Consider the following 19,991-nt stretch of genomic DNA (forward strand, 5'->3'; position numbering starts at 1 on the left):
TAAGATAAAATAATGACGGATATTTTTAAGCGTCTTAGGGAAAACCCAGGTCCATTGGGACAATTTGCAGATTATGCAGAAGGTTATTTCGTTTTTCCAAAGCTAGAAGGTCCAATTGGACCAAGAATGAAATTTCAGGGAAGAGAAGTTATATTTTGGAGTGCCAATGATTATTTGGGACTTTGCAACCATCCGGAAGTTTTAGAAGCTGATGCGAAAGCTGCAGCCGAATATGGAATGTTTTATCCAATGGGAGCCAGAGCAATGTCGGGAGAAACAGATCAACACCAACAATTAGAAAGAGAATTGGCAGAATTTGTAAAAAAAGAATCTGCTTATCTTTTAAATTTCGGATATCAAGGAATGGTTTCTACCATCGATGCATTGGTCGGCAGACATGATGTTATCGTTTACGATGCCGATTCACACGCTTGTATTGTTGATGGTGTTCGTTTGCACATGGGTAAAAGTTTTACTTACAGACACAACGATATCGAAAGTTTAGAAAAAAATCTGATTCGCGCCACAAAAGTTGCAGAAGAACAAGGCGGTGGAATTTTGGTTATTACAGAAGGAGTCTTCGGTATGCGCGGTTTGCAGGGAAAAATTAAAGAAATTTGTGACTTAAAATCTAAATACAGTTTCAGACTTCTTGTTGATGACGCACACGGATTCGGAACTTTAGGTGAAACTGGAGCCGGAGCTGGTGAAGAACAAGGTTGTCAAGATCAAATCGATGTTTACTTCTCTACTTTCGCAAAATCAATGGCGGGTTTCGGAGCATTCATCGCAGGTGACGCAGATATCATCAGGATTTTAAAATATAATTTGAGATCTCAGGTTTTTGCAAAATCTTTAACAATGCCAATGGTGATCGGTGGTTTAAAAAGGTTAGATTTATTAAGATCAAGACCAGAAATCAAAGCAAAACTTTGGGAAAACGTGCGTAAATTACAAAACGGACTTGTTGAAAGAGGCTTTAATATCGGAGGCTCAAATACATGCGTAACTCCAGTAATGATGCAAGGTTCAACCGTAGAAGCCACTTTATTATCAAGAGATTTAAGAGAAAATTTCGGCGTTTTCACCTCTGTCGTCATTTATCCTGTAATTCCAAAGGGAATGATTTTACTTCGATTAATTCCTACCGCTTCACATACTGATGCTGAAATTAATGAAACTCTTGCAGCTTTTGAAGAGATTCAGAAAAAATTAGTTTCTGGATTTTACAAAGACCAAGAGCAAAAATTGTTAGAAGAGCAAAATCTTCGATTCAAAGACGCATAATATTTTTCAAAGATTTATTTCAATATAAACCGTTTGAAAAATTCAAACGGTTTTTTTATACCCCAAATTAAAAACATAATTATGGAACAAATCATCATCACCAAACAAGACAGCACTAGAATTCATCAAGCAATTCGAGAGGCAAAATTAAAAAATACCATCAAAAAAGAAGATGCAGATCAATTACTAGCAGAATTGCACAGCGCCAAAATTGTAGCTTCTGAAGATATTCCGAAAGATGTGGTTACCATGAATTCGATTGTAAAAATTCATTTTGAACACAATACAAATAGCATTCAGTTTCAAATTGTTTATCCTCATTTGGCAAATATCAAAGAAAATAAAATTTCGATCTTTTCCTCGGTTGCATCGGCTCTAATTGGTTACCGTGTTCACGATGAAATCGATTGGCTCATTCCTTCCGGCATGACAAAAATTGTAATCGATGAAATTATTTACCAACCTGAAGCGGCAGGTGATTTCGATTTATAATAATTTTGAAAACCAAAATATTTGACCGTTAGATTTTTCTGACGGTCTTTTTTAAAAATTGAATAACCAAAAGTTCATAGAATTAAAATAAATTTGCAAAAAGAATTCTCATTGAAAGATCTCCTTCTCATCACTCCTCCTTTTACCCAGCTCAACACGCCTTATCCGGCAACAGCTTATATAAAAGGTTTTTTGAATACCAAAAATATTTCAAGTTATCAAATTGATCTTGGAATTGAGGTTATTTTAGCATTATTTTCGAAAAGTGGAATTGAGAAAATATTTTCAAAAACGCCTTCCTTAGAAGGAACATCGGAAAACTCAAAACGAATTTTTGCTTTACGCGAAGAATACATCAAGACGATCGATCAGGTTATTCTTTTTCTGCAGAATAAAAATCCAACTTTAGCCAGACAAATTTGCAGCATGAATTTTCTGCCGGAAGCATCACGTTTCAATCAACTTGATGATATGGAATATGCGTTCGGAAACATGGGTTTACAAGACAAAGCAAAACATCTTGCGACTTTGTATTTAGAAGATATTTCAGATTATATGGTTGAAAATATCGATGCAGATTTCGGTTTCAGCCGGTATGCAGAAAGAATTGGTCAAAGTGCAAATTCCTTCGAAGAATTGTATGAAAAATTAAATGATCAACATACTTTTACCGATGAATTTACCTTAAAAATTTTACAGGAAAAATTAGATCTTGTTCAGCCAAAATTGGTGTGTTTTTCCGTTCCCTTTCCGGGAAATTTGTATGCTGCTTTTCGCTCTGCGCAATTTATTAAAGCCAACTATCCAAATATTAAAATTGCAATGGGAGGTGGTTTTCCGAATACAGAATTGCGGGAATTGAAAGATGCCAGCGTTTTCGAATTTTTCGATTATATCACTTTAGATGATGGCGAACTACCCCTCGAATTGGTGTATGAAAATGCGATCTCAAACAAAGATATTTCGGAAGCAGAATTCAAAAGAACCTTTATTTTAGAAAATCTGGAGGTAAAATATATAAACAATACGGCAAGATCTGATTATAAGCAAGCTTTTGTAGGAACTCCGGATTATAGCAATCTCCTTTTAGACCAATATATTTCCGTCATCGAAATCGCAAACCCGATGCATAGTTTATGGAGCGACGGACGATGGAACAAACTAACCATGGCGCATGGTTGTTATTGGGGAAAATGTACTTTCTGTGATATTTCTTTGGATTATATTAAAATTTACGAACCCATTTCTGCTAAAATTTTAGTAGATCGAATGGAAGAACTCATTGCACAAACAGGCGAATCTGGGTTTCATTTTGTAGATGAAGCGGCTCCTCCAGCTTTGATGCGCGAAGTTGCACTGGAAATTCTTCGTAGAAATTTAGTCGTGACTTGGTGGACGAATATTCGGTTTGAAAAAAGTTTCAGTCGTGATTTATGTTTTTTATTAAAGATTTCAGGATGTGTCGCTGTTTCCGGCGGATTGGAAGTTGCGAGTGATCGCCTTTTGAAGTTAATCGATAAAGGAGTTTCCGTAGAACAAGTCGCAAAAGTGACGCGGAATTTCACAGAAGCGGGAATTATGGTTCACTCCTATTTGATGTTTGGTTTTCCCACGCAAACGGTGCAAGAAACCGTAGATTCATTAGAAATGGTCCGTCAACTTTTTGAGATGGGAATTTTGCAAAGTGGATTTTGGCATCAATTTTCGATGACCGCACATTCACCAATCGGACAAAATCCTCAAGAATTTGGAGTTCAACCTCTTAAAAAGGAAATACAATTCGCCAATAATGATATTGAATTTACCGATGAAACCGGAATTGACCACAGCAAATTTAGTTTTGGACTAAAGAAATCTCTTTTCAATTTTATGCACGGAATTAATTTCGATCTTCCTTTAAAAGATTGGTTTGATTTCAAAATTCCGAAAACTACGATTCATCCCGATTACATTCATGATTGTCTTTTGGAGGAGGAAAATTTTGTTTTTAAAGCGAATTCAAAGTTAGTTTTTTTGGATAAAAATCCCCAAACAGAGAATCTCACCAAAAGAACCAAAGTTGGAACATTCGAGTTTACAAGACTTATTTTCCATCTTCGAACCAATATTGTGAAATTCGAATTAGAAAAAGAAAAGGCAGAATGGCTCCTGAAGATTTTCGCCGAAAATTCTACCGCAAATCCCAAAAAAATAACCGCACAACAATTGAAAAATCAGTTTGAAGAAAATTTTGAAGACTTCGAATTGTTTTGGTTTTCAAAACCGATGCAACAGTTGAAAGAAAATGGTGTAATTCTGAGTTTGTAATTTTCACTTTTAAAATCAATAAACGCATTAAAATAGAAGAATTTTCACCTGAATAAAGTTGCGAAAATCTCTTTACTTTTCTGGCTCGTGAAAATTACGGGTACAACTTTGTGCGAAAAACTGGGCGATTTTATTGCTCAAACATTGAAACAGGTTGCATGCAAAAAAAAATCCCATTTATTTCTAAATGAGATTTATATAGTGAAATAAAGTTTATTATTCTGCGAGAATAATTCCTTTGTTATTATTGAATTCGATCACTCCGCTTTTCACTGGGAAAGAAAATACACTTTCTTTTTCATTCTCTTTGGTGAAATGTCTTGCAAAGTTCTCATCAATCTGGTTGGTGAAAACTCTCACTTTACCACCGATTAATGAAGCAACGATCGCTGCGTGATCTTTCATAATATGGAAGTCGCCATTTTTTCCTGGAAGCAAAACTGAACTTACTTCGCCTTCAAAAACTACAAATTCCGGGGTTAATATTTTTATATTCATTTTTTCTCAGATTAAAGAGTAAAGAGAAAAGAAAAAAGAGTGAAAAATGTCTTTCCTCTTTTTTCTTTTTTCTATATTTCTAATTATGCGTTTTCCGCTAACATTTTTTGTCCAGCTTCGATTGCTTCTTCAATGGTACCTTTCAAGTTGAAAGCAGCTTCTGGCAAGTGATCTAATTCACCATCGATGATCATGTTGAATCCTTTGATGGTATCTTTAATATCAACCAATACTCCTTTCAAACCTGTAAACTGTTCTGCAACGTGGAAAGGTTGAGATAAGAAACGTTGTACTTTTCTTGCACGATAAACCGCTGATTTATCTTCTTCAGAAAGTTCTTCCATCCCAAGAATCGCAATAATATCCTGTAATGCTTTGTATTTCTGTAGAATTTCTTTTACTCTTTGTGCACAGTTATAATGATCATCACCTAAAATCTCCGGCGTCAAAATTCTTGAAGTTGAAGCCAAAGGATCAACCGCAGGATAAATACCTAATGAAGCAATTTTTCTGTCCAATACTGTAGTTGCATCTAAGTGAGCAAAAGTTGTAGCTGGAGCTGGATCTGTTAAATCATCTGCAGGAACGTAGATCGCCTGAACTGAAGTAATTGAACCATTTTTTGTAGAAGTAATTCTTTCTTGCATCGCACCCATTTCTGAAGCCAAAGTTGGTTGGTAACCTACTGCAGATGGCATTCTTCCTAGAAGTGCAGAAACTTCTGAACCTGCTTGTGTAAAACGGAAAATATTATCAACGAAGAACAAAACGTCTCTTCCTTGTCCTTGTCCGTCTCCATCTCTAAAATATTCAGCGATTGTTAAACCAGACAAAGCAACTCTAGCTCTTGCTCCAGGTGGCTCATTCATTTGTCCGAAAACGAAAGTACATTTAGAGTCTTTCATTTGTTCCAAATCGATTTTAGATAAATCCCATCCTCCATTTTCCATAGAGTGCATGAAATCGTCGCCATATTTAATAATACCGGATTCCAGCATTTCTCTCAAAAGGTCATTTCCTTCTCTCGTTCTTTCACCAACACCGGCAAAAACCGAAAGACCACCGTGTCCTTTCGCAATATTGTTAATTAATTCCTGGATCAATACTGTTTTACCAACACCTGCACCACCGAACAAACCGATTTTACCTCCTTTAGAATAAGGTTCAACCAAGTCGATTACTTTAATACCAGTAAAAAGAACTTCAGCAGAGGTTGATAATTGATCAAATTTAGGTGCTTCTCTGTGAATTGGTAAACCATTTTCTTTAGAAACTTGTTGAATCCCGTCAATTGCATCACCTACCACATTAAACAAACGGCCATAAACGGCGTCACCTGTTGGCATTGTGATTTGTTTTCCTTGAGAAATTACTTCCTGTCCTCTTTGTAGACCATCGGTTGCATCCATTGCGATACATCTTACAGAATCTTCACCAATATGTTGTTCTACTTCTAGGATTACTTTGTTACCATCAGTTTTTGTAATCTCCAATGCATCGTAGATGCTTGGAAGTTCTGCTGCATCTGTAAAAAGTACATCGATTACAGGACCGATAATTTGAGAAATTTTTCCTTTAATTTGGTTTGCCATTGCTAAATTTTTTCTTGAGTGCAAATATAATGAAAGTTCCCAAATCTGCAATTGGTTCAAAAGAAGATTTTTATCATATTTTTTCTTTGATTTTTGGGATCTTTCAAAACAAAAAAATCTAGCCATCATAGACCGCTTTAATTTGATACCAATTTCTTTCTAATGGTTTCTCGATTTGATGGTTACAAGTTTAATATTAACAAGTGATCATGTGAATTAGAGAACCATCAAAGTTGATTATGTAATCTTAATTTTAACCTAGAAAGCGAGAGCGATAACTTGATCATTCAATTTTGAAAAGAAAAAAAATGTATTTAATGATCTAAAAACTGCTCATTATGGGCACTTTCATAAAAAAAGAAGGGTTAGAAATTTTGCGTAGACCATTTTAACATTTGATTAAAAAAAGATACTTTTGCAGCATCAAAATTTCTTCTTTTGAAAATCATCAAAAATCTTCAAGATTATCACCAAAAAACTCCTTTGGCACTTTCCATCGGAATGTTTGATGGGGTTCATATTGGTCATCAATCTATTATTAATCAACTTAATACGGTTGCTAAAGATAAAAATTTAGAATCTGCAATTCTCACTTTCTGGCCGCATCCCAGAACCATTTTCTATCCCAATGACGATCTAAAATTACTGAATACGATTGAAGAAAAAACCTATTTCCTCCAAAAACATAGCATTCAGAATCTAATTTTACAAGATTTTTCTGAAGATTTTCGCAATTTAACAGGTGCAGAATTTGTAAAACAAATTTTGGTCGAAAAACTGAACGTTAAACATTTAATCATCGGTCACGATCATACTTTTGGTAAAAATAAAAGTGGTAATTTTTCCTTACTAGAAAAAATGGCTACAGAATTAGAATTTGAGGTTCAACAAGTTGAAGCCGTTGATTTTCAGGAAAGGCACATCAGTTCGACCCAAATTAGAAAAGCATTGTCGGTCGGAAATATAAAAGAAGCCAACGAAATGTTAGGTTATACGTATTCTGTTTCAGGAGAAGTTGTTCACGGAAAAAAGATCGGCAGAACGATTGGTTATCCTACAGCAAATATTGCGGTGAATTCTATGAAATTTTTACCGAAAAAAGGCGCCTATATTGTAGATGTTTTTGTGAAAAAGCAACATTTAAAAGGAATGCTCAGTATCGGAACCAACCCTACTGTTGATGGTAAATTGGTTTCTGTGGAAGTTTATATTTTAAATTTTAATGATGATCTTTATGGTGAGGAAATCTCTGTCAATTTCCGGGAGTTTCTTCACGATGAAATAAAATTTGAAAATCTGGAGAAATTGATTGAAAGATTGGATGAAGATAAAAAACTGACGGAAAATTTTCAGTTTTAGTTTTTGATTCAAATTCGTTCTCAATTTTAAATCATTTAGTATTTGCGTGATCGTTTTTCAAGAATTTAAAACTTCTTCCCGAATTTTTTTAGGTAGAGCTTTTAATACTAATTCATAAGAATGATCGATTAAGTTTACGATTAATTCTTGCTTCAAACCTTCACAAATTACCGAATTCCAGTGTGTTTTGTTCATGTGATAAGCGCCATTAATTTGCGGGTATTGTTCGCGAAGTTCTGCACTCCATTCCGGATCGGTTTTTACGGCAATGCTTAAAGGTTGTTTCTCCAAAGACATCAACAAAAACATTTTTCCACCCACTTTTAAAACTAAGGTTTCTGGATTGAAAGGAAAAGTCTCTTCTACTCCATTTTTTTCTGCGAGACAATATTCGAGGATTTCGTTGGCATTCATATTGTTGTAAGTTATTCGTAGAGCACGATGGGACTCTCAAACAAATTTAGTAATTTTATTACATTAAAAACGCTGTAAACCACTCGTTGTTTATCGCTAAAATCCGAAATATGAAAGCACTTGTAATTGGCGCAACTGGCGCTACAGGGAAAGATTTGGTCACTCAACTGCTGAGTGATCCCGATTTTAAAGAAGTAGATGTTTTCGTAAGAAAACCGGTAACAATACAAAATCCAAAATTGAAAACGCATATCGTCGATTTTGAAAAACCCGATGAATGGAAAGATCTGGTAAAAGGAGATGTTGCTTTTTCGTGTCTGGGAACAACTTTGAAAACTGCAGGAAGTAAGGAAGCTCAGCGAAAAGTAGATTACGATTACCAATACAATTTTGCGAAAAGTGCGAGAGAAAATAATGTTGAAGATTATGTGTTAGTTTCTTCCTATGGCGCTGATTCGAAATCGAAAATTTTCTATTCTAAAATGAAAGGTGATTTGGAGCAAAGTGTAAAAGCGCTCCATTTCAATAAAATAACCATATTTCAACCCGGAATGCTCGAAAGAAAAGAGACCGAAAGAATGGGAGAAGTTTTGGGCGGAAAAATAATTAAATTGGCGAATAAATTGGGAATGTTTAAGAGTCAAAAACCTTTGCCTACCAAAGTTTTAGCGAAAGCAATGATCAATTCATCTAAAATAAAATCAAACAGTTATTCTAAAATAAAGTTGGGAAGTATTTTCAGTTTTGCGGAGAAAGGTAAGCTTTGAAAATAAAAAATGAAGCAATTTTAAAGCTCACCAAATAAAAAGCCGTTTCAAAACGTATTTGAAACGGCTTTTTTTATAGGATCAAGTGAAATTATACTTTCATAATTTCTGCTTCTTTCGATTTCAAATGTTCATCGCAAATTTTAACGAATTTATCCGTCAAAAGTTGAATTTTAGCTTCTTCATCTTTAATTAAATCTTCAGAAACTCCATCTAATTTTCTTAGATCTTTCATTCCTTCCTGTCTTGCATTTCGGATGGTAATTTTAGTTGCATCTGATTCACCTTTTGCGTTTTTCGCCAACTCACGTCGTCGTTCTTCCGTTAAAGGAGGAACATTCAGAGTAATATTTTCTCCGTTGTTCATCGGAGCAAATCCTAGGTTTGAATTGATAATTGCTTTTTCAATTGCTCCAATCGCAGTTTTATCCCACGGTTGAATAGAAATCGTCATTGCATCGGGAACCATCACGTTTGCAACCTGATTCAATGGAGTTGGTGCGCCGTAATACTCTACCATCACGTCTTGAACCATCGTTGTTGAAGCGCGACCTGCTCTAATTTTCTGAAAAGCATGGTCCAAATGTTTGATAGCAGCATCCATTTCCTGCTTAACCATATCTGTGATCATCTCTAAATCTCCCATAAATTTTTTGTTTCTAGTTTAAAGTATATCGTGTTTATCTGCTTTTATTTTTTTTTACAACTATATATTGACTAAAGTTCCGATATTTTCTCCTTGTACAATTTTCAAAAGATTCCCTTCTTTGTTCATATCAAAAACAATGATTGGCAATTTATTCTCATGGCTCAAAGTAAACGCGGTCATATCCATTACTTTCAACCCTTTTTCGAAAACCTCTTCGAACGTTAAAGAATTATATTTGATGGCATCTGCATTTTTTTCCGGATCTGAATCATAAATTCCATCGACTCTGGTTCCCTTTAAAATAACATCTGCGCCAATTTCGATGGCTCTCAAAGTTGCAGCGGTATCGGTTGTAAAATACGGATTTCCTGTTCCTGCCCCGAAAATTACTACTCTGCCTTTTTCTAAATGTCTTGTGGCTTTTCTTTTAATAAAAGGTTCAGCTACTTTATCCATTTCAATGGCAGACTGAAGTCTGGTGTGAATTCCTGCGTCTTCTAATGCTCCTTGCAACGCCATTCCGTTGATCACAGTTGCCAACATTCCCATGTAATCTCCCTGAACTCTATCCATTCCTTTTGCAGCTCCTGCCAATCCACGGAAAATATTTCCACCACCAATTACGATGGCAATTTCACATTTGATATCTACTAATTTTCTTATTTCAGCAGCATATTCTTTTAAACGATCATTATCAATTCCGTATGAACGGTTTCCCATCAAAGCTTCACCGCTAAGTTTTAGAAGAATTCTTTTGTATTTCATTTTTTTACTTTATTACTTTTTTTGCACTGCAAATATAAGGAAACCCAAATAATTTCGTTAATAGATTTATATTTACAGCGAAATATTTTCAGAAATTATATAAAAGAATTATTTTTGTCCTAATAAACACAAATTTGAAAAAATCAACCTTCCTTTATTTTTTACTTTCACCTATAATTTTGTTTGCTCAGGAAGGGCAAAACGTTTATCCCTTTCTCAATATTCCTGTTTCAGCAAGACAAGCTGCATTGGGTGGTGATGCGGTTTCTATTAGAGATTTCGACGTAAGTTTTGCGGGGGTAAACCCAGGTTTAATGAATTTGGAGCAGGATCAAATGATATCTTTAAATTTCGCTTCTTATCTCGCCGATTCTAAATATGGAACAATTTCTTTTGTTAAAGATCTTGGTGAAGCGCATTTAATTTCATTTAATGCGAGATATATGGATTACGGACGAATGCCGCGAACCGACGAAAGCGCAACCATCGATGGTGAATTTGGCGCAATGGATGCTTCTGTTGGACTGGGTTACGCGTATCAATTCGATGAAAATTGGACGATCGCAGGTGGAACAAATTTTATCAGTTCAAAAATTGACAATTATACCTCAATGGCAGTCGTTGGAACTGCGGGAGTCACCTATCATAATCAAAAATCTAAGGAAACCTTGGCTTTGGTTTTTCGGAATTTTGGCTACCAATTCAAACCTTTTAATGGGGTTCGCGAAAATGTTGCTTTCCGGGTCGATTTAGGATATACCAAAATTTTAGATGAATTTCCAGTAGCTTTAACGATCACCGCGCATGATTTACAAAAATTAAATATTTCACAAGATTTTAATAATAATGGTCAGGAAGTAAACTTTGGAAGAAAACTTGCCGATCACTTCTCCGTGGGTGCAGAACTTTTCCCAGAGCAGAATTTCAATATTCGTTTTGGTTATAATGTAAAACGTGGAAATGAATTGGCGGTCTTAGATCAGAGAAGTTTCGCAGGACTTTCTGCCGGTTTTGGAATTAAAATTTCCTCATTCCGTTTCGATTATTCCCATGTTCGATACCATAATTCTTCTAATGTTAACATGTTTGGACTTACTTTAGATTTAATTGAAGTGGGTGGGAATCGAAGATAATTCTTTAACCCAAAGCTCAATTAATTTGCCCTCTCCAAAAAAAATCAAGAAATTTGCTTCATGAGAAAACCTGTAATCGCTATCGATGGCTATTCCTCTACCGGAAAAAGTTCGATTTCTAAAATAATTGCGCAGGAACTCGGTCTTGTTCACATGGATACAGGTGCTCTTTACCGAGGAATTACCTACTTCGCACTTCAAAATTGTTTGAATAATGAGGGTGAAATTAATTTATCCCAATTATTTGCAAGATTAAATGAAATACATCTTGAATTTAAACCCATCGATCAGGAATTGGTGCTGTTTCTTAACGGAATAAATATTTCGAATGAAATCAGACGAAATGACGTCGCAGCGAACGTGAGTCTGATTGCCTGCCAAAAAGAAGTGCGTGATTGCCTCTTGGAAACACAACGAGAAATTGCCAAAAATGGAGGTGTAATCTTAGATGGACGCGACATAGGAACCGTCGTTTTACCCAAAGCGGATTACAAATTTTTTCTCACTGCAAGTATTGAAGAGCGTACGAGAAGAAGATTTTTGGAGTTGCAATCGTTGGGAATTGAAACCGATGAAAATGCTGTCATGCGAAATTTAATTAATCGAGACAAAATTGACAGCGAAAGAGAAGTGGCACCTTTGCGAAAAGCGAGCGATGCTATTCTGATTGACAATACGCATTTGTCTAAAAAAGAAACGATTGCATTAATATTATCTCAAATTGATGACATTTAACAACTTTTAAGAAAATTATTGGATGGATTGGTATATAAATTGTAACTTTATAAGGGTTTAAAATTAAATATCATTAAAATATTAACTATTAAAATTTAATAAAATGTCAAAAAAAGGAAATAATGCAGCAGGAGTTTTAGCTGGTTTACTTGCAGGTGCTGCAGCAGGTGTTGTATTAGGAATGCTTTACGCTCCGGAAGAAGGTAAAGAAACTAGAAAAAAAATCAAGGAAAAAGCAGGTGATCTTAAAGATCAGGCAGTTGACCAATATGGAAAAGTTTCTGAAAAAGCGAAAGAGCAATACCAAGATGTTACAACCAAAGTAAAAGATCAGTACGGAAACATTTCTTCTCAGTTCAAAGAAACTGCAGACAAAGTGGTAACTTCTGTGAAAGACGGTTATGACAAGTACAAAGACCAAGCGATTGCAAAAACTACAGAAGTAGTAAAAGATGTTGAAAATGAATTAGACGGATTGAAATCTTAATTAATTTCCGTTTTATTCTCTATTAAAAAGGAACTTAACGGTAAGTTCCTTTTTTTTGTAACTTTATAAAAATTTAAAGCATGTTGAATCTTTTAAAAGAATATGCCTACAAACGAGCAGATTTACTTAAATTAGAAGCTACCGAAAAATCGGTAACCATTTTAGGTACAGTAATCTACATTGTTTTAGCCTTGTTTTCATTGCTCTTTTTTGTTTTGCTTCTTCTCTTTGGCCTCGGTTTTCTTATTGGGACCTATCTCGATAACTATGGTTTCGGCTTACTCATTGTTGCAGGATGCTTTCTCATCATTTTAGCACTCGTTTTGATGAACAGAAAAGCAATCAAAAATAGAGTCGCAAATAAAATTCTTGAATCTTTAGACGATTAATATTATGGCATACCAATACGAAAGCCTAGAAGAACTTCGACGAAAAAAGGCTTTATTAAAAAAAGACATTTCGGAGATCGAAGAACTGCTCACTTTTGAAAATACCAAAGAAAGTTTGAGCGTCCTTACGAATGGTTTTACAGATAAATATCTTAAGGAAGAGATTTTTCCCGATGGTGAAAAAAAAGTAGGCATTAAAACACAGGAAATTTTAAAAGAGGTTTCAAACAATGTGAAAGATTCTCTGCTCAGCAGAAATTCAGTTCTCGGATTTGCGAAAAGCAGTGCCGGACAAAACATCGTTGAAAACGCTCTAAAGATTGGCATCGTAACTTTTGTAGGAAATTATGCAAAAAATAATTTAAAAAACACCAGTTGGAAAAAGAAAGCGATTGGTTTGGCTTTGATTTATTTAGCTCCAATTGCACTCAAATATATTCGGGAAAACTTAGAAAATTACCAAAAAAGCAAAACAACCTCTAGTTTTGAGCAATTGATATAAAATAAACCGCAATTTTGCGGTTTTTATTTTTTGCTAAATATTTGCCCCAAAATAATTCCAGCGGCCATCGAAACATTTAAGCTTTCTGTCGCTTGTGATTTTCCAAATCGTGGGATCGTGATTTTATCGGTGAGTAATTTCTCTATTTCTGGGCGAATTCCATTTCCTTCATTTCCCAAGACTAGATTAAATTGCGTCGGGAATGGGTAATCATAAAAACTTACACCATCCATATCGGTTCCAATAATGGCAGCATCACTTTCATGCATGAAATTTTCTAAATTTTGATAGACCAAATTTACGCGCAAAAATGATCCCATACTTGCCTGGATAACCTTTGGATTGTACAAATCAACAGTATCTTCGCTACAGATGATCTGCGGAATACCAAACCAATCTGCCAATCGAATGATCGTTCCCAAATTGCCTGGATCCTGAATTCCATCCAAAACCAATTGAGTCAAATTGTTTTCTACAATTCTTTCCTCCTTTAATTCGCATACTGCAACAGAATCTTTCGGATGTTGGAGAAAGCTGATTTTTTTTAATTCAGAAGGTGAAATTTTGGTAATTAAGGAAGATTCAACCGACAAAGAATCGGAATTAACAGAAAATATTTCTTTGATTCTATAGCCCGACGAAGGTATTTCTTTGATTGTTTTGTTGCCTTCAACCAAAAACAAATTGTATTTTTGTCTGAACTTCTTCTGGTCTAAAGACTGTAAAATTTTTATTTTATGAGCCGTAAGCATTTTTCTAAATATTTTCAAAAGTATTACTTATTTTTTTCATCTGCAATTACTGTACTGTTTCTCTATGCTTGCAGCACGACAAAAAAAGTACCCGAAGGTGATTTTCTTTTGATAAAAAACAATTTTAAGTTTCAAGACGGCAAGGTTCATGATGATGACATTCCCAATTATGTGAGTCAAAAGCCTAATAAAAAAGCCCTGTTTCTTCTTCCCATCGGACTTTGGTTTTATAATTCGACCAGTCCAAAGTATGATTCTATTTTAAATGAGTATTTGACGTATCCACCGGATATGAGAAATCAGAAACTTCGGGATTCTCTTTTTGTCAGAAACGAACATCCAGAATACCTTGGCAAAAGTTTGTTTTTCGAAAGATTCATGCACAATATTGGTCAACCTCCTGTAATTTTGGATCAGGGAAAGACAGAAACCAGCGCGAACTCCATCCGTAAATTCTTAGTCTACAAAGGATATTGGGACACCGATGTGAAATTCAGCACCGATTTAGATTCTACGGCGAAAAAAGCAAAAGCCAATTATTTGATCACGCATAAAGATCCTACAAAAATCAGCGATTATTACTACAATATTCCAGATCCAAACATCAAATCGATTTATGAAGAAGATCTGAATGAAAGTTTCGTCAGAGGTAAGAATATTTTAGATCAAAGCGTTTTAGAGAAAGAAGTTAAAAGAATTACCGATTTGATGAAAAGTCGGGGTTACTATAAATTCAACAATTCCAACGAAGACATTTATTTTACTGCAGATACCCTTCAAAGCCGAAAAAATGTGCCGCTCACAATGGATATTCACAAGGATTCTGTGGACTCCCCTTTCAAACAAACCACAATTGGCGACATCAAAGTTCATCTTTTGGAAAAACTTTCAGATACAACCAACACGGTGAAAGATTCGCTTTTGGGAATCAATTTTTATAAATTAGATGACCAGTATAAAGTAATGTCTTTATGGAGACCTATTATTTTGAAGAAAGGCGAAATTTATGACCAAAGAAATCTAGATCTTACGAAAAGGAATATTGCTGCAATGAACAATTTCAGCGTCATCAAATATAACGAAGATCTACGCAAAGAAAACGACAGTATTTTAGATGTAAGCTATTACCTCGCTCCTCTTTCCAAATATGATCTCAAAGTTTCTACCGATATTAACTATTCGCAAATTCTAAATTTTGGGGTTTCACCTTCGGTTGATCTTACCAGTCGAAATGTTTTTGGAGGTGCAGAAAATTTAACAACAAGTCTTGCCGGTACTTTTGGTTCTGTAACGAGCACGAAAGATCCGAGTAAACGAGATTTGGCCTACGAAATTTCTGCACAAGTTTCCCTCAGCTTCCCACGTCTTTTACTGCCTTTTAAAACCTGGAAACTAATTCCCAAAAAATATTCACCCAATTCCTCCCTTATCTTGGGAACTTCAATTCAGGATAATATTGGTTTGGGAAGGATCAACTTTAATGGAAGCTTGAATTATTTCGCCAATGTGAACGATATCGTTTCGCATCGCCTGTCTTTGTTTAACAGTCAACTGAGTCTTACGCGAAATAAAGACAAATACTACGATTTTTTTCCGGCCGACCGCGAAGTGCGGAATGAGTTGTTTCAAAATTATTCGCCCACTTTGTACCAGGATTTTATCGACAACAAGATCAGTTCTGATGATTTATCAGCATTAATTGTGAGCGACGGCAACTACCAAAATTCTCTCTCCGGAAATCAGTTAACCCTCTACAACACCTTTTTGCAATCCCTAATCAATAAAGACCGACAAACGCAAGATGTCCTTATTTCGTCGATGATTTATAACTTTATTTACAATGAAATCGGGAAAAAAGACCGTCCAAATCCTTTCTACCTCAATGCGAAAGTAGAATCAGCAGGAAATATTTTCAGTATTTTCAACAACAAGGAAAAAATTGACGGTGTCGTTTCCGGAAAAGCAAAAACAATCTTTGATATCCCCTATTCTCAGTTCGTGAAATTCGATATTGATGTCAGAAAATATTTTGGGTTGTTCAATAACAAACATACCTTGGCTTTGCGCCAGTTTATCGGCGTTGGGATTCCGTATGGCAATTCCACTTCGATGCCATTTGTGAGATCTTATTTTAATGGTGGCTCCAATGATATCCGAGCTTGGCGAGTTTTCGGCGGTTTAGGACCTGCAGATTCTCAACTTGATGAAAAAGTGCGTTCCTATATTATGGATAATATCAAACTCACCACCAACATCGAATACCGGATGCCTTTTACTAAAATGTTTGAAGGCGCAGCTTTCGTGGATGCCGGAAATATTTGGAGCTTAAAAGATAATGGTTTCGCTGATGATTTCAAATTCAATAAATTTTTATCGCAAATGGGAGTCGGGACCGGAATTGGTTTAAGGATTAATGTTGCATATATCACTTTGCGTCTAGATGCAGCGTACAAAGTATATGATCCCAACCAACCTGAAGGAGATCGATGGGTCATCAAAAATTGGAAACCATTGCAGCCTGTAGTGAACTTTGCGTTTGGTTATCCTTTTTAGTATTTGATATTTTTAACTAAAATTTGATAATAAAGTCATCATAATTTTCGTTAAAATAAGAAAATTCTATGAAAAAATCAATCGCAATTTTACTCGCCGCTTTATCTATGATCATAATCTCATGCAGATCAAGCGAAGATACCGCTCCTGAAAATCCGGCGGTGGAAAACTTTTTTAATCTGAATGTAGGAAATAAATTCGTTTACAAAACCTATGATAATCCTGATTTTACGAATCCTCAATCGGTTTACATTTTCACAGGAAAAATAGACTCTGTAAGTATTGTTGGTAAAGTTGAAGTTCAGGGTTTCACTTTTGCCAAGGAAAGAACAAAAACGGTCTGGACAAATTCTACTATGAATAATCAGGAAAGTTTCAGATATCTGCGCGTGAACTCCAAAGGTCATTTGGTGGCACTCAAAACACTTGACAACATTCCCATTACCGAAACGAGCGGATCGGTGATCCATCCCGGAACAGACTTCAGTTTTACTTTCAAACGGGATCAAATCGAAATGAATCAATTGGTCGGAAGTCTTTTTTACCAGTTACATAAAGATAAAAGCATCGATGTAGAGGGGAATGTATATTTAGTTTCACCTTATTTAGGAGACTTTACTCCTGCTGCTTCACAACCCAACTTGCTAAAAAAAACGCAGGAAATTTCTTTTAAGAAAGGAGTTGGTTTGGTTAAAGAAATTTGTCATTCCGTCTATGGAAAAGGTTTTTTTGAAACCCGTTTGGTGAGCGCTACAGTTGTAAATTAGCGCGTTCTCGCTCTTTCCATTTTAAATCCAATCGCAGATTATTCTGCGATTTTTTATTTGATTATATTTGTTTTAAATTAAAAATCAGAATACATGATTGCTTCAAAATTTACTTTAAAAATAGCCTTTCTCAGTGTTTCATCATTTGTTTTTTCACAGGAAGTCAGCCTGAAAAACATTCAGAAACTTACTTTTGGTGGCGACAATGCAGAAGCCTATTTTTCGCCAGACAGCAAAAAATTAACAATGCAGGTTACCAATCCTTCGATTGGCGCGCATTGCGATCAGATTTATCTTTTAGATCTTACCAAAAAGAATGGTACCACCAAAGATCTAGAACGTATTTCTAACGGTGAAGGCAGAACAACCTGCTCTTTTTTTATGCCCGATGGAAAACACATTCTCTACGCCTCTACTTTTGAATCGAACAAAGAATGTCCCGCAAAACCGAAACCGCGAACCGACGGAAAATATTTGTGGCCAGTTTATGCCGAATTCGATATTTATATCGCAGATCTTAACGGAAAAATCACTAAAAAACTGACTGATTCTCCAGGTTATGATAATCGGTTGTTTCTCCGGATGGAAAATATATTGTTTTCACTTCATCCAGAAGTGGAGATTTGGAACTTTGGCGGATGGATATCAATGGGAAAAATCTGAAACAGCTAACTTCTGGTTTAGGATATGATGGAGGTGCTTTTTTCTCTCACGATTCTAAAAAACTGGTTTTCCGGTCCTCACGTCCAACTACTGCTGAAGAAATTAAGGGTTACAAAGATCTCTTGGCAGAAAACTTAGTTGCACCCACGAACATGGAGATTTATACGATGAATATTGATGGGTCTGATCTCAAACAAATTACTCATTTAGGAAAAGCGAATTGGTCACCCTATTTTCATCCATCGGATCAATCCATTGTTTTTTCGTCCAATCATCATTCAACAAAAGGATACGATTTTCAGATTTATTCCATTGATATTGATGGAAAAAATCTTCATCAGATTACCTTCGAAAGTGAATTTAATGCTTTTCCCATGTTTTCTCCAGACGGCAAAAAATTCGTTTTTTCGAGCAACCGAAAAGGCGATACACCGCATGAAACCAATGTTTTCATAGCAGATTGGGTAGAAAGTGACCGTACCGAATTGGTTTCTGAAAAAAATATGCTGAATACGCTCACTTATTTGGCGTCCGATGAATTGAAAGGAAGATTGGCGGGAAGTGAAGGCGAAAAAAAAGCCGCAGAATTTATTTCGAAAGCATTTAAAACCTTCCAACTTAAACCTTTTGAAGGTAAAAATTACACACAGAATTTTTCTTATGAGGTAAAAATAAATCCGCATCAAGATGATTCCTCGGTGAAAGTTGATGCCAGAAATATCATTGGATATTTAGATAACAAAGCCGCCAAAACAATTGTTATTGGAGCTCATTACGATCATTTGGGTCTGAATCAACATCACAATTCTACGCTCATGAATTCGGAGGGACAAATTCACAATGGTGCCGATGACAATGCTTCTGGCGTATCGGCGGTTTTGGAGCTGGCGCGAATTTTTTCTCAAAATAAAACCAAAGAAGATGCAAACTATATTTTTGCCCTATTTTCTGGGGAAGAAGATGGTTTGATGGGCTCTAAAGTTTTTGCAGAAAACGTGAAATCAAAATATCCGAATGTGGTTGCAATGGTTAATTTGGATATGGTGGGAAGATTGAATAAAGACAAAGATCTCACTGTAGGCGGCGTAGGAACCTCCCCTGTTTTCGGAGAAATGATCAAAAAATACAAACCTGCCGGATTTAATTTAGCCATCGACAGTTCGGGAGTTGGACCTTCTGATCACACAAGTTTTTATTTAAAGGATATTCCTGTTTTATTTCTCTTCACAGGAACACATAGCGATTATCACAAACCAACTGATGACACCGATAAAATTAATATGACGGGTCTAAAAAACATTACGTCCTATGTTTTCAATCTAACCAATGGATTGGCGTCGGAAAAAAACATTCCTTTTACGAAAACGAAAATTTCTGCGAGCAAAGCCGTACCGAAATACAAAGTAACACTCGGCATTATGCCAAGTTATGCAGATACCAAAGACGGTCTTCATATCGATGGTGTCACCGAAAAACGCCCTGCATCTGAAGCCGGAATTGTAGCTGGAGATATTCTACTGCGAATCGGAAAATGCGAGGTCAAAGAAGTTTACAGTTATATGGATTGCCTTACCAAAGTAAATTCCGGCGACACTGTACCGGTCACTATTTTGCGTGACGGAAAAGAAATGACCATGACAGTCACATTTTAGCCATCTACAAACTTTTAATCGAGTAAAACCGTGTTGCCATTTTTTTGGCGACACGGTTTTTTTTTAAGAATCAAATAAAAAAAGCATTTTACAATTGATTTGGTTAAATTCAAAATGGGAGCAATTAGGAGATGAGGATTTTCGGAAAATACAAAATCTGTTATTGTTAGTTCTGCTTTATTTTAATGGCTAGAAACAGGAATTTTTTTTCCCCATTTGGAAAAGTTC

At 35.6% G+C, this 19,991-nt stretch carries 20 protein-coding genes; 14 read left to right on the forward strand and 6 right to left on the reverse strand.

The window, feature by feature from the left end:
• Window positions 1-12: 12 nt before the first annotated feature.
• The 3 genes from BW932_RS04705 to BW932_RS04715 all read left to right on the forward strand — a co-directional run bounded on the left by BW932_RS04705 (window position 13) and on the right by BW932_RS04715 (window position 4,086).
• Complete coding sequence (locus BW932_RS04705) at window positions 13-1,287, forward strand: aminotransferase class I/II-fold pyridoxal phosphate-dependent enzyme (RefSeq protein WP_076385871.1); 1,275 nt, start codon at window positions 13-15, stop codon at window positions 1,285-1,287.
• Window positions 1,288-1,368: 81 nt separating this feature from the next.
• Window positions 1,369-1,779: a GreA/GreB family elongation factor gene (locus BW932_RS04710; protein ID WP_076385873.1), complete on the forward strand. Its 411-nt coding sequence runs from the start codon at window positions 1,369-1,371 to the stop codon at window positions 1,777-1,779.
• Window positions 1,780-1,890: 111 nt separating this feature from the next.
• Window positions 1,891-4,086: a B12-binding domain-containing radical SAM protein gene (locus tag BW932_RS04715; protein WP_076385875.1), complete on the forward strand. Its 2,196-nt coding sequence runs from the start codon at window positions 1,891-1,893 to the stop codon at window positions 4,084-4,086.
• A 216-nt stretch (window positions 4,087-4,302) separates the two neighbouring features.
• Here the strand turns inward: BW932_RS04715 and BW932_RS04720 are convergent, their stop codons facing one another.
• Both BW932_RS04720 and atpD read right to left on the reverse strand, forming a co-directional pair.
• Entirely contained in the window at window positions 4,303-4,584 is a 282-nt protein-coding gene (locus BW932_RS04720; protein WP_076385877.1) for a FoF1 ATP synthase subunit delta/epsilon, read from the reverse strand.
• 83 nt (window positions 4,585-4,667) lie between these two features.
• Window positions 4,668-6,176: a F0F1 ATP synthase subunit beta gene (atpD, locus tag BW932_RS04725; protein WP_076385879.1), complete on the reverse strand. Its 1,509-nt coding sequence runs from the start codon at window positions 6,174-6,176 to the stop codon at window positions 4,668-4,670.
• A gap of 438 nt (window positions 6,177-6,614) precedes the next feature.
• On the opposite strand from atpD, the gene BW932_RS04730 reads away from it, so the two are divergent.
• On the forward strand, window positions 6,615-7,535 hold the full coding sequence (locus BW932_RS04730; RefSeq protein WP_076385881.1) for a bifunctional riboflavin kinase/FAD synthetase: 921 nt from the start codon (window positions 6,615-6,617) through the stop codon (window positions 7,533-7,535).
• 57 nt (window positions 7,536-7,592) lie between these two features.
• Here the strand turns inward: BW932_RS04730 and BW932_RS04735 are convergent, their stop codons facing one another.
• Window positions 7,593-7,949: an MmcQ/YjbR family DNA-binding protein gene (locus BW932_RS04735; protein WP_076385883.1), complete on the reverse strand. Its 357-nt coding sequence runs from the start codon at window positions 7,947-7,949 to the stop codon at window positions 7,593-7,595.
• A 110-nt stretch (window positions 7,950-8,059) separates the two neighbouring features.
• On the opposite strand from BW932_RS04735, the gene BW932_RS04740 reads away from it, so the two are divergent.
• On the forward strand, window positions 8,060-8,716 hold the full coding sequence (locus tag BW932_RS04740) for an NAD(P)H-binding protein (protein WP_076385885.1): 657 nt from the start codon (window positions 8,060-8,062) through the stop codon (window positions 8,714-8,716).
• Between the two features lie 91 nt (window positions 8,717-8,807).
• Here the strand turns inward: BW932_RS04740 and frr are convergent, their stop codons facing one another.
• The gene (gene frr, locus BW932_RS04745; RefSeq protein WP_076385887.1) at window positions 8,808-9,362 is read right to left on the reverse strand and encodes a ribosome recycling factor; all 555 of its coding nucleotides are present in this window, start codon (window positions 9,360-9,362) and stop codon (window positions 8,808-8,810) included.
• 60 nt (window positions 9,363-9,422) lie between these two features.
• Window positions 9,423-10,130 (reverse strand): UMP kinase, encoded by a 708-nt coding sequence (pyrH, locus tag BW932_RS04750; RefSeq protein WP_076385889.1) that lies wholly within the window; start codon window positions 10,128-10,130, stop codon window positions 9,423-9,425.
• Window positions 10,131-10,264: 134 nt separating this feature from the next.
• On the opposite strand from pyrH, the gene porQ reads away from it, so the two are divergent.
• The 5 genes from porQ to BW932_RS04775 all read left to right on the forward strand — a co-directional run bounded on the left by porQ (window position 10,265) and on the right by BW932_RS04775 (window position 13,376).
• Window positions 10,265-11,263 carry a type IX secretion system protein PorQ gene (gene porQ / locus BW932_RS04755; RefSeq protein ID WP_076385891.1) on the forward strand — a complete coding sequence of 333 codons (999 nt, stop codon included), beginning with the start codon at window positions 10,265-10,267 and terminating at the stop codon, window positions 11,261-11,263.
• A gap of 60 nt (window positions 11,264-11,323) precedes the next feature.
• Window positions 11,324-11,998 carry a (d)CMP kinase gene (gene cmk / locus BW932_RS04760; RefSeq protein ID WP_076385893.1) on the forward strand — a complete coding sequence of 225 codons (675 nt, stop codon included), beginning with the start codon at window positions 11,324-11,326 and terminating at the stop codon, window positions 11,996-11,998.
• A 103-nt stretch (window positions 11,999-12,101) separates the two neighbouring features.
• Window positions 12,102-12,485: a YtxH domain-containing protein gene (locus BW932_RS04765; RefSeq protein WP_076385895.1), complete on the forward strand. Its 384-nt coding sequence runs from the start codon at window positions 12,102-12,104 to the stop codon at window positions 12,483-12,485.
• A gap of 80 nt (window positions 12,486-12,565) precedes the next feature.
• On the forward strand, window positions 12,566-12,874 hold the full coding sequence (locus BW932_RS04770) for a phage holin family protein (RefSeq protein WP_076385897.1): 309 nt from the start codon (window positions 12,566-12,568) through the stop codon (window positions 12,872-12,874).
• A gap of 4 nt (window positions 12,875-12,878) precedes the next feature.
• Complete coding sequence (locus BW932_RS04775; protein ID WP_076385899.1) at window positions 12,879-13,376, forward strand: phosphoribosyl-ATP pyrophosphatase; 498 nt, start codon at window positions 12,879-12,881, stop codon at window positions 13,374-13,376.
• Window positions 13,377-13,399: 23 nt separating this feature from the next.
• Here BW932_RS04775 and BW932_RS04780 read toward each other — a convergent pair whose 3' ends face one another.
• Window positions 13,400-14,128, reverse strand: coding sequence for a TrmH family RNA methyltransferase (locus tag BW932_RS04780; protein ID WP_076385901.1), 729 nt, complete (start codon window positions 14,126-14,128; stop codon window positions 13,400-13,402).
• On the opposite strand from BW932_RS04780, the gene tamL reads away from it, so the two are divergent.
• From tamL to BW932_RS04795, 4 genes are all read left to right on the forward strand, one after another.
• Window positions 14,114-16,681, forward strand: a complete 2,568-nt coding sequence (tamL, locus tag BW932_RS04785; RefSeq protein ID WP_076385903.1) for a translocation and assembly module lipoprotein TamL — start codon at window positions 14,114-14,116, stop codon at window positions 16,679-16,681. The two genes, BW932_RS04780 and tamL, sit on opposite strands and share 15 nt — an antisense overlap.
• Before the next feature lie 68 nt (window positions 16,682-16,749).
• On the forward strand, window positions 16,750-17,448 hold the full coding sequence (locus BW932_RS04790) for a hypothetical protein (protein ID WP_076385905.1): 699 nt from the start codon (window positions 16,750-16,752) through the stop codon (window positions 17,446-17,448).
• A 93-nt stretch (window positions 17,449-17,541) separates the two neighbouring features.
• A complete protein-coding gene (locus BW932_RS14355) occupies window positions 17,542-18,111 on the forward strand; it encodes a TolB family protein (protein ID WP_245820647.1) in 570 nt (189 codons plus the stop codon).
• On the forward strand, window positions 18,087-19,763 hold the full coding sequence (locus tag BW932_RS04795; protein ID WP_245820649.1) for a M20/M25/M40 family metallo-hydrolase: 1,677 nt from the start codon (window positions 18,087-18,089) through the stop codon (window positions 19,761-19,763). Before BW932_RS14355 ends, BW932_RS04795 begins: the two co-directional genes overlap by 25 nt.
• The last annotated feature ends 228 nt before the right edge of the window (window positions 19,764-19,991 follow it).

This window comes from Kaistella chaponensis, assembly GCF_900156725.1.
Classification (GTDB): domain Bacteria; phylum Bacteroidota; class Bacteroidia; order Flavobacteriales; family Weeksellaceae; genus Kaistella; species Kaistella chaponensis.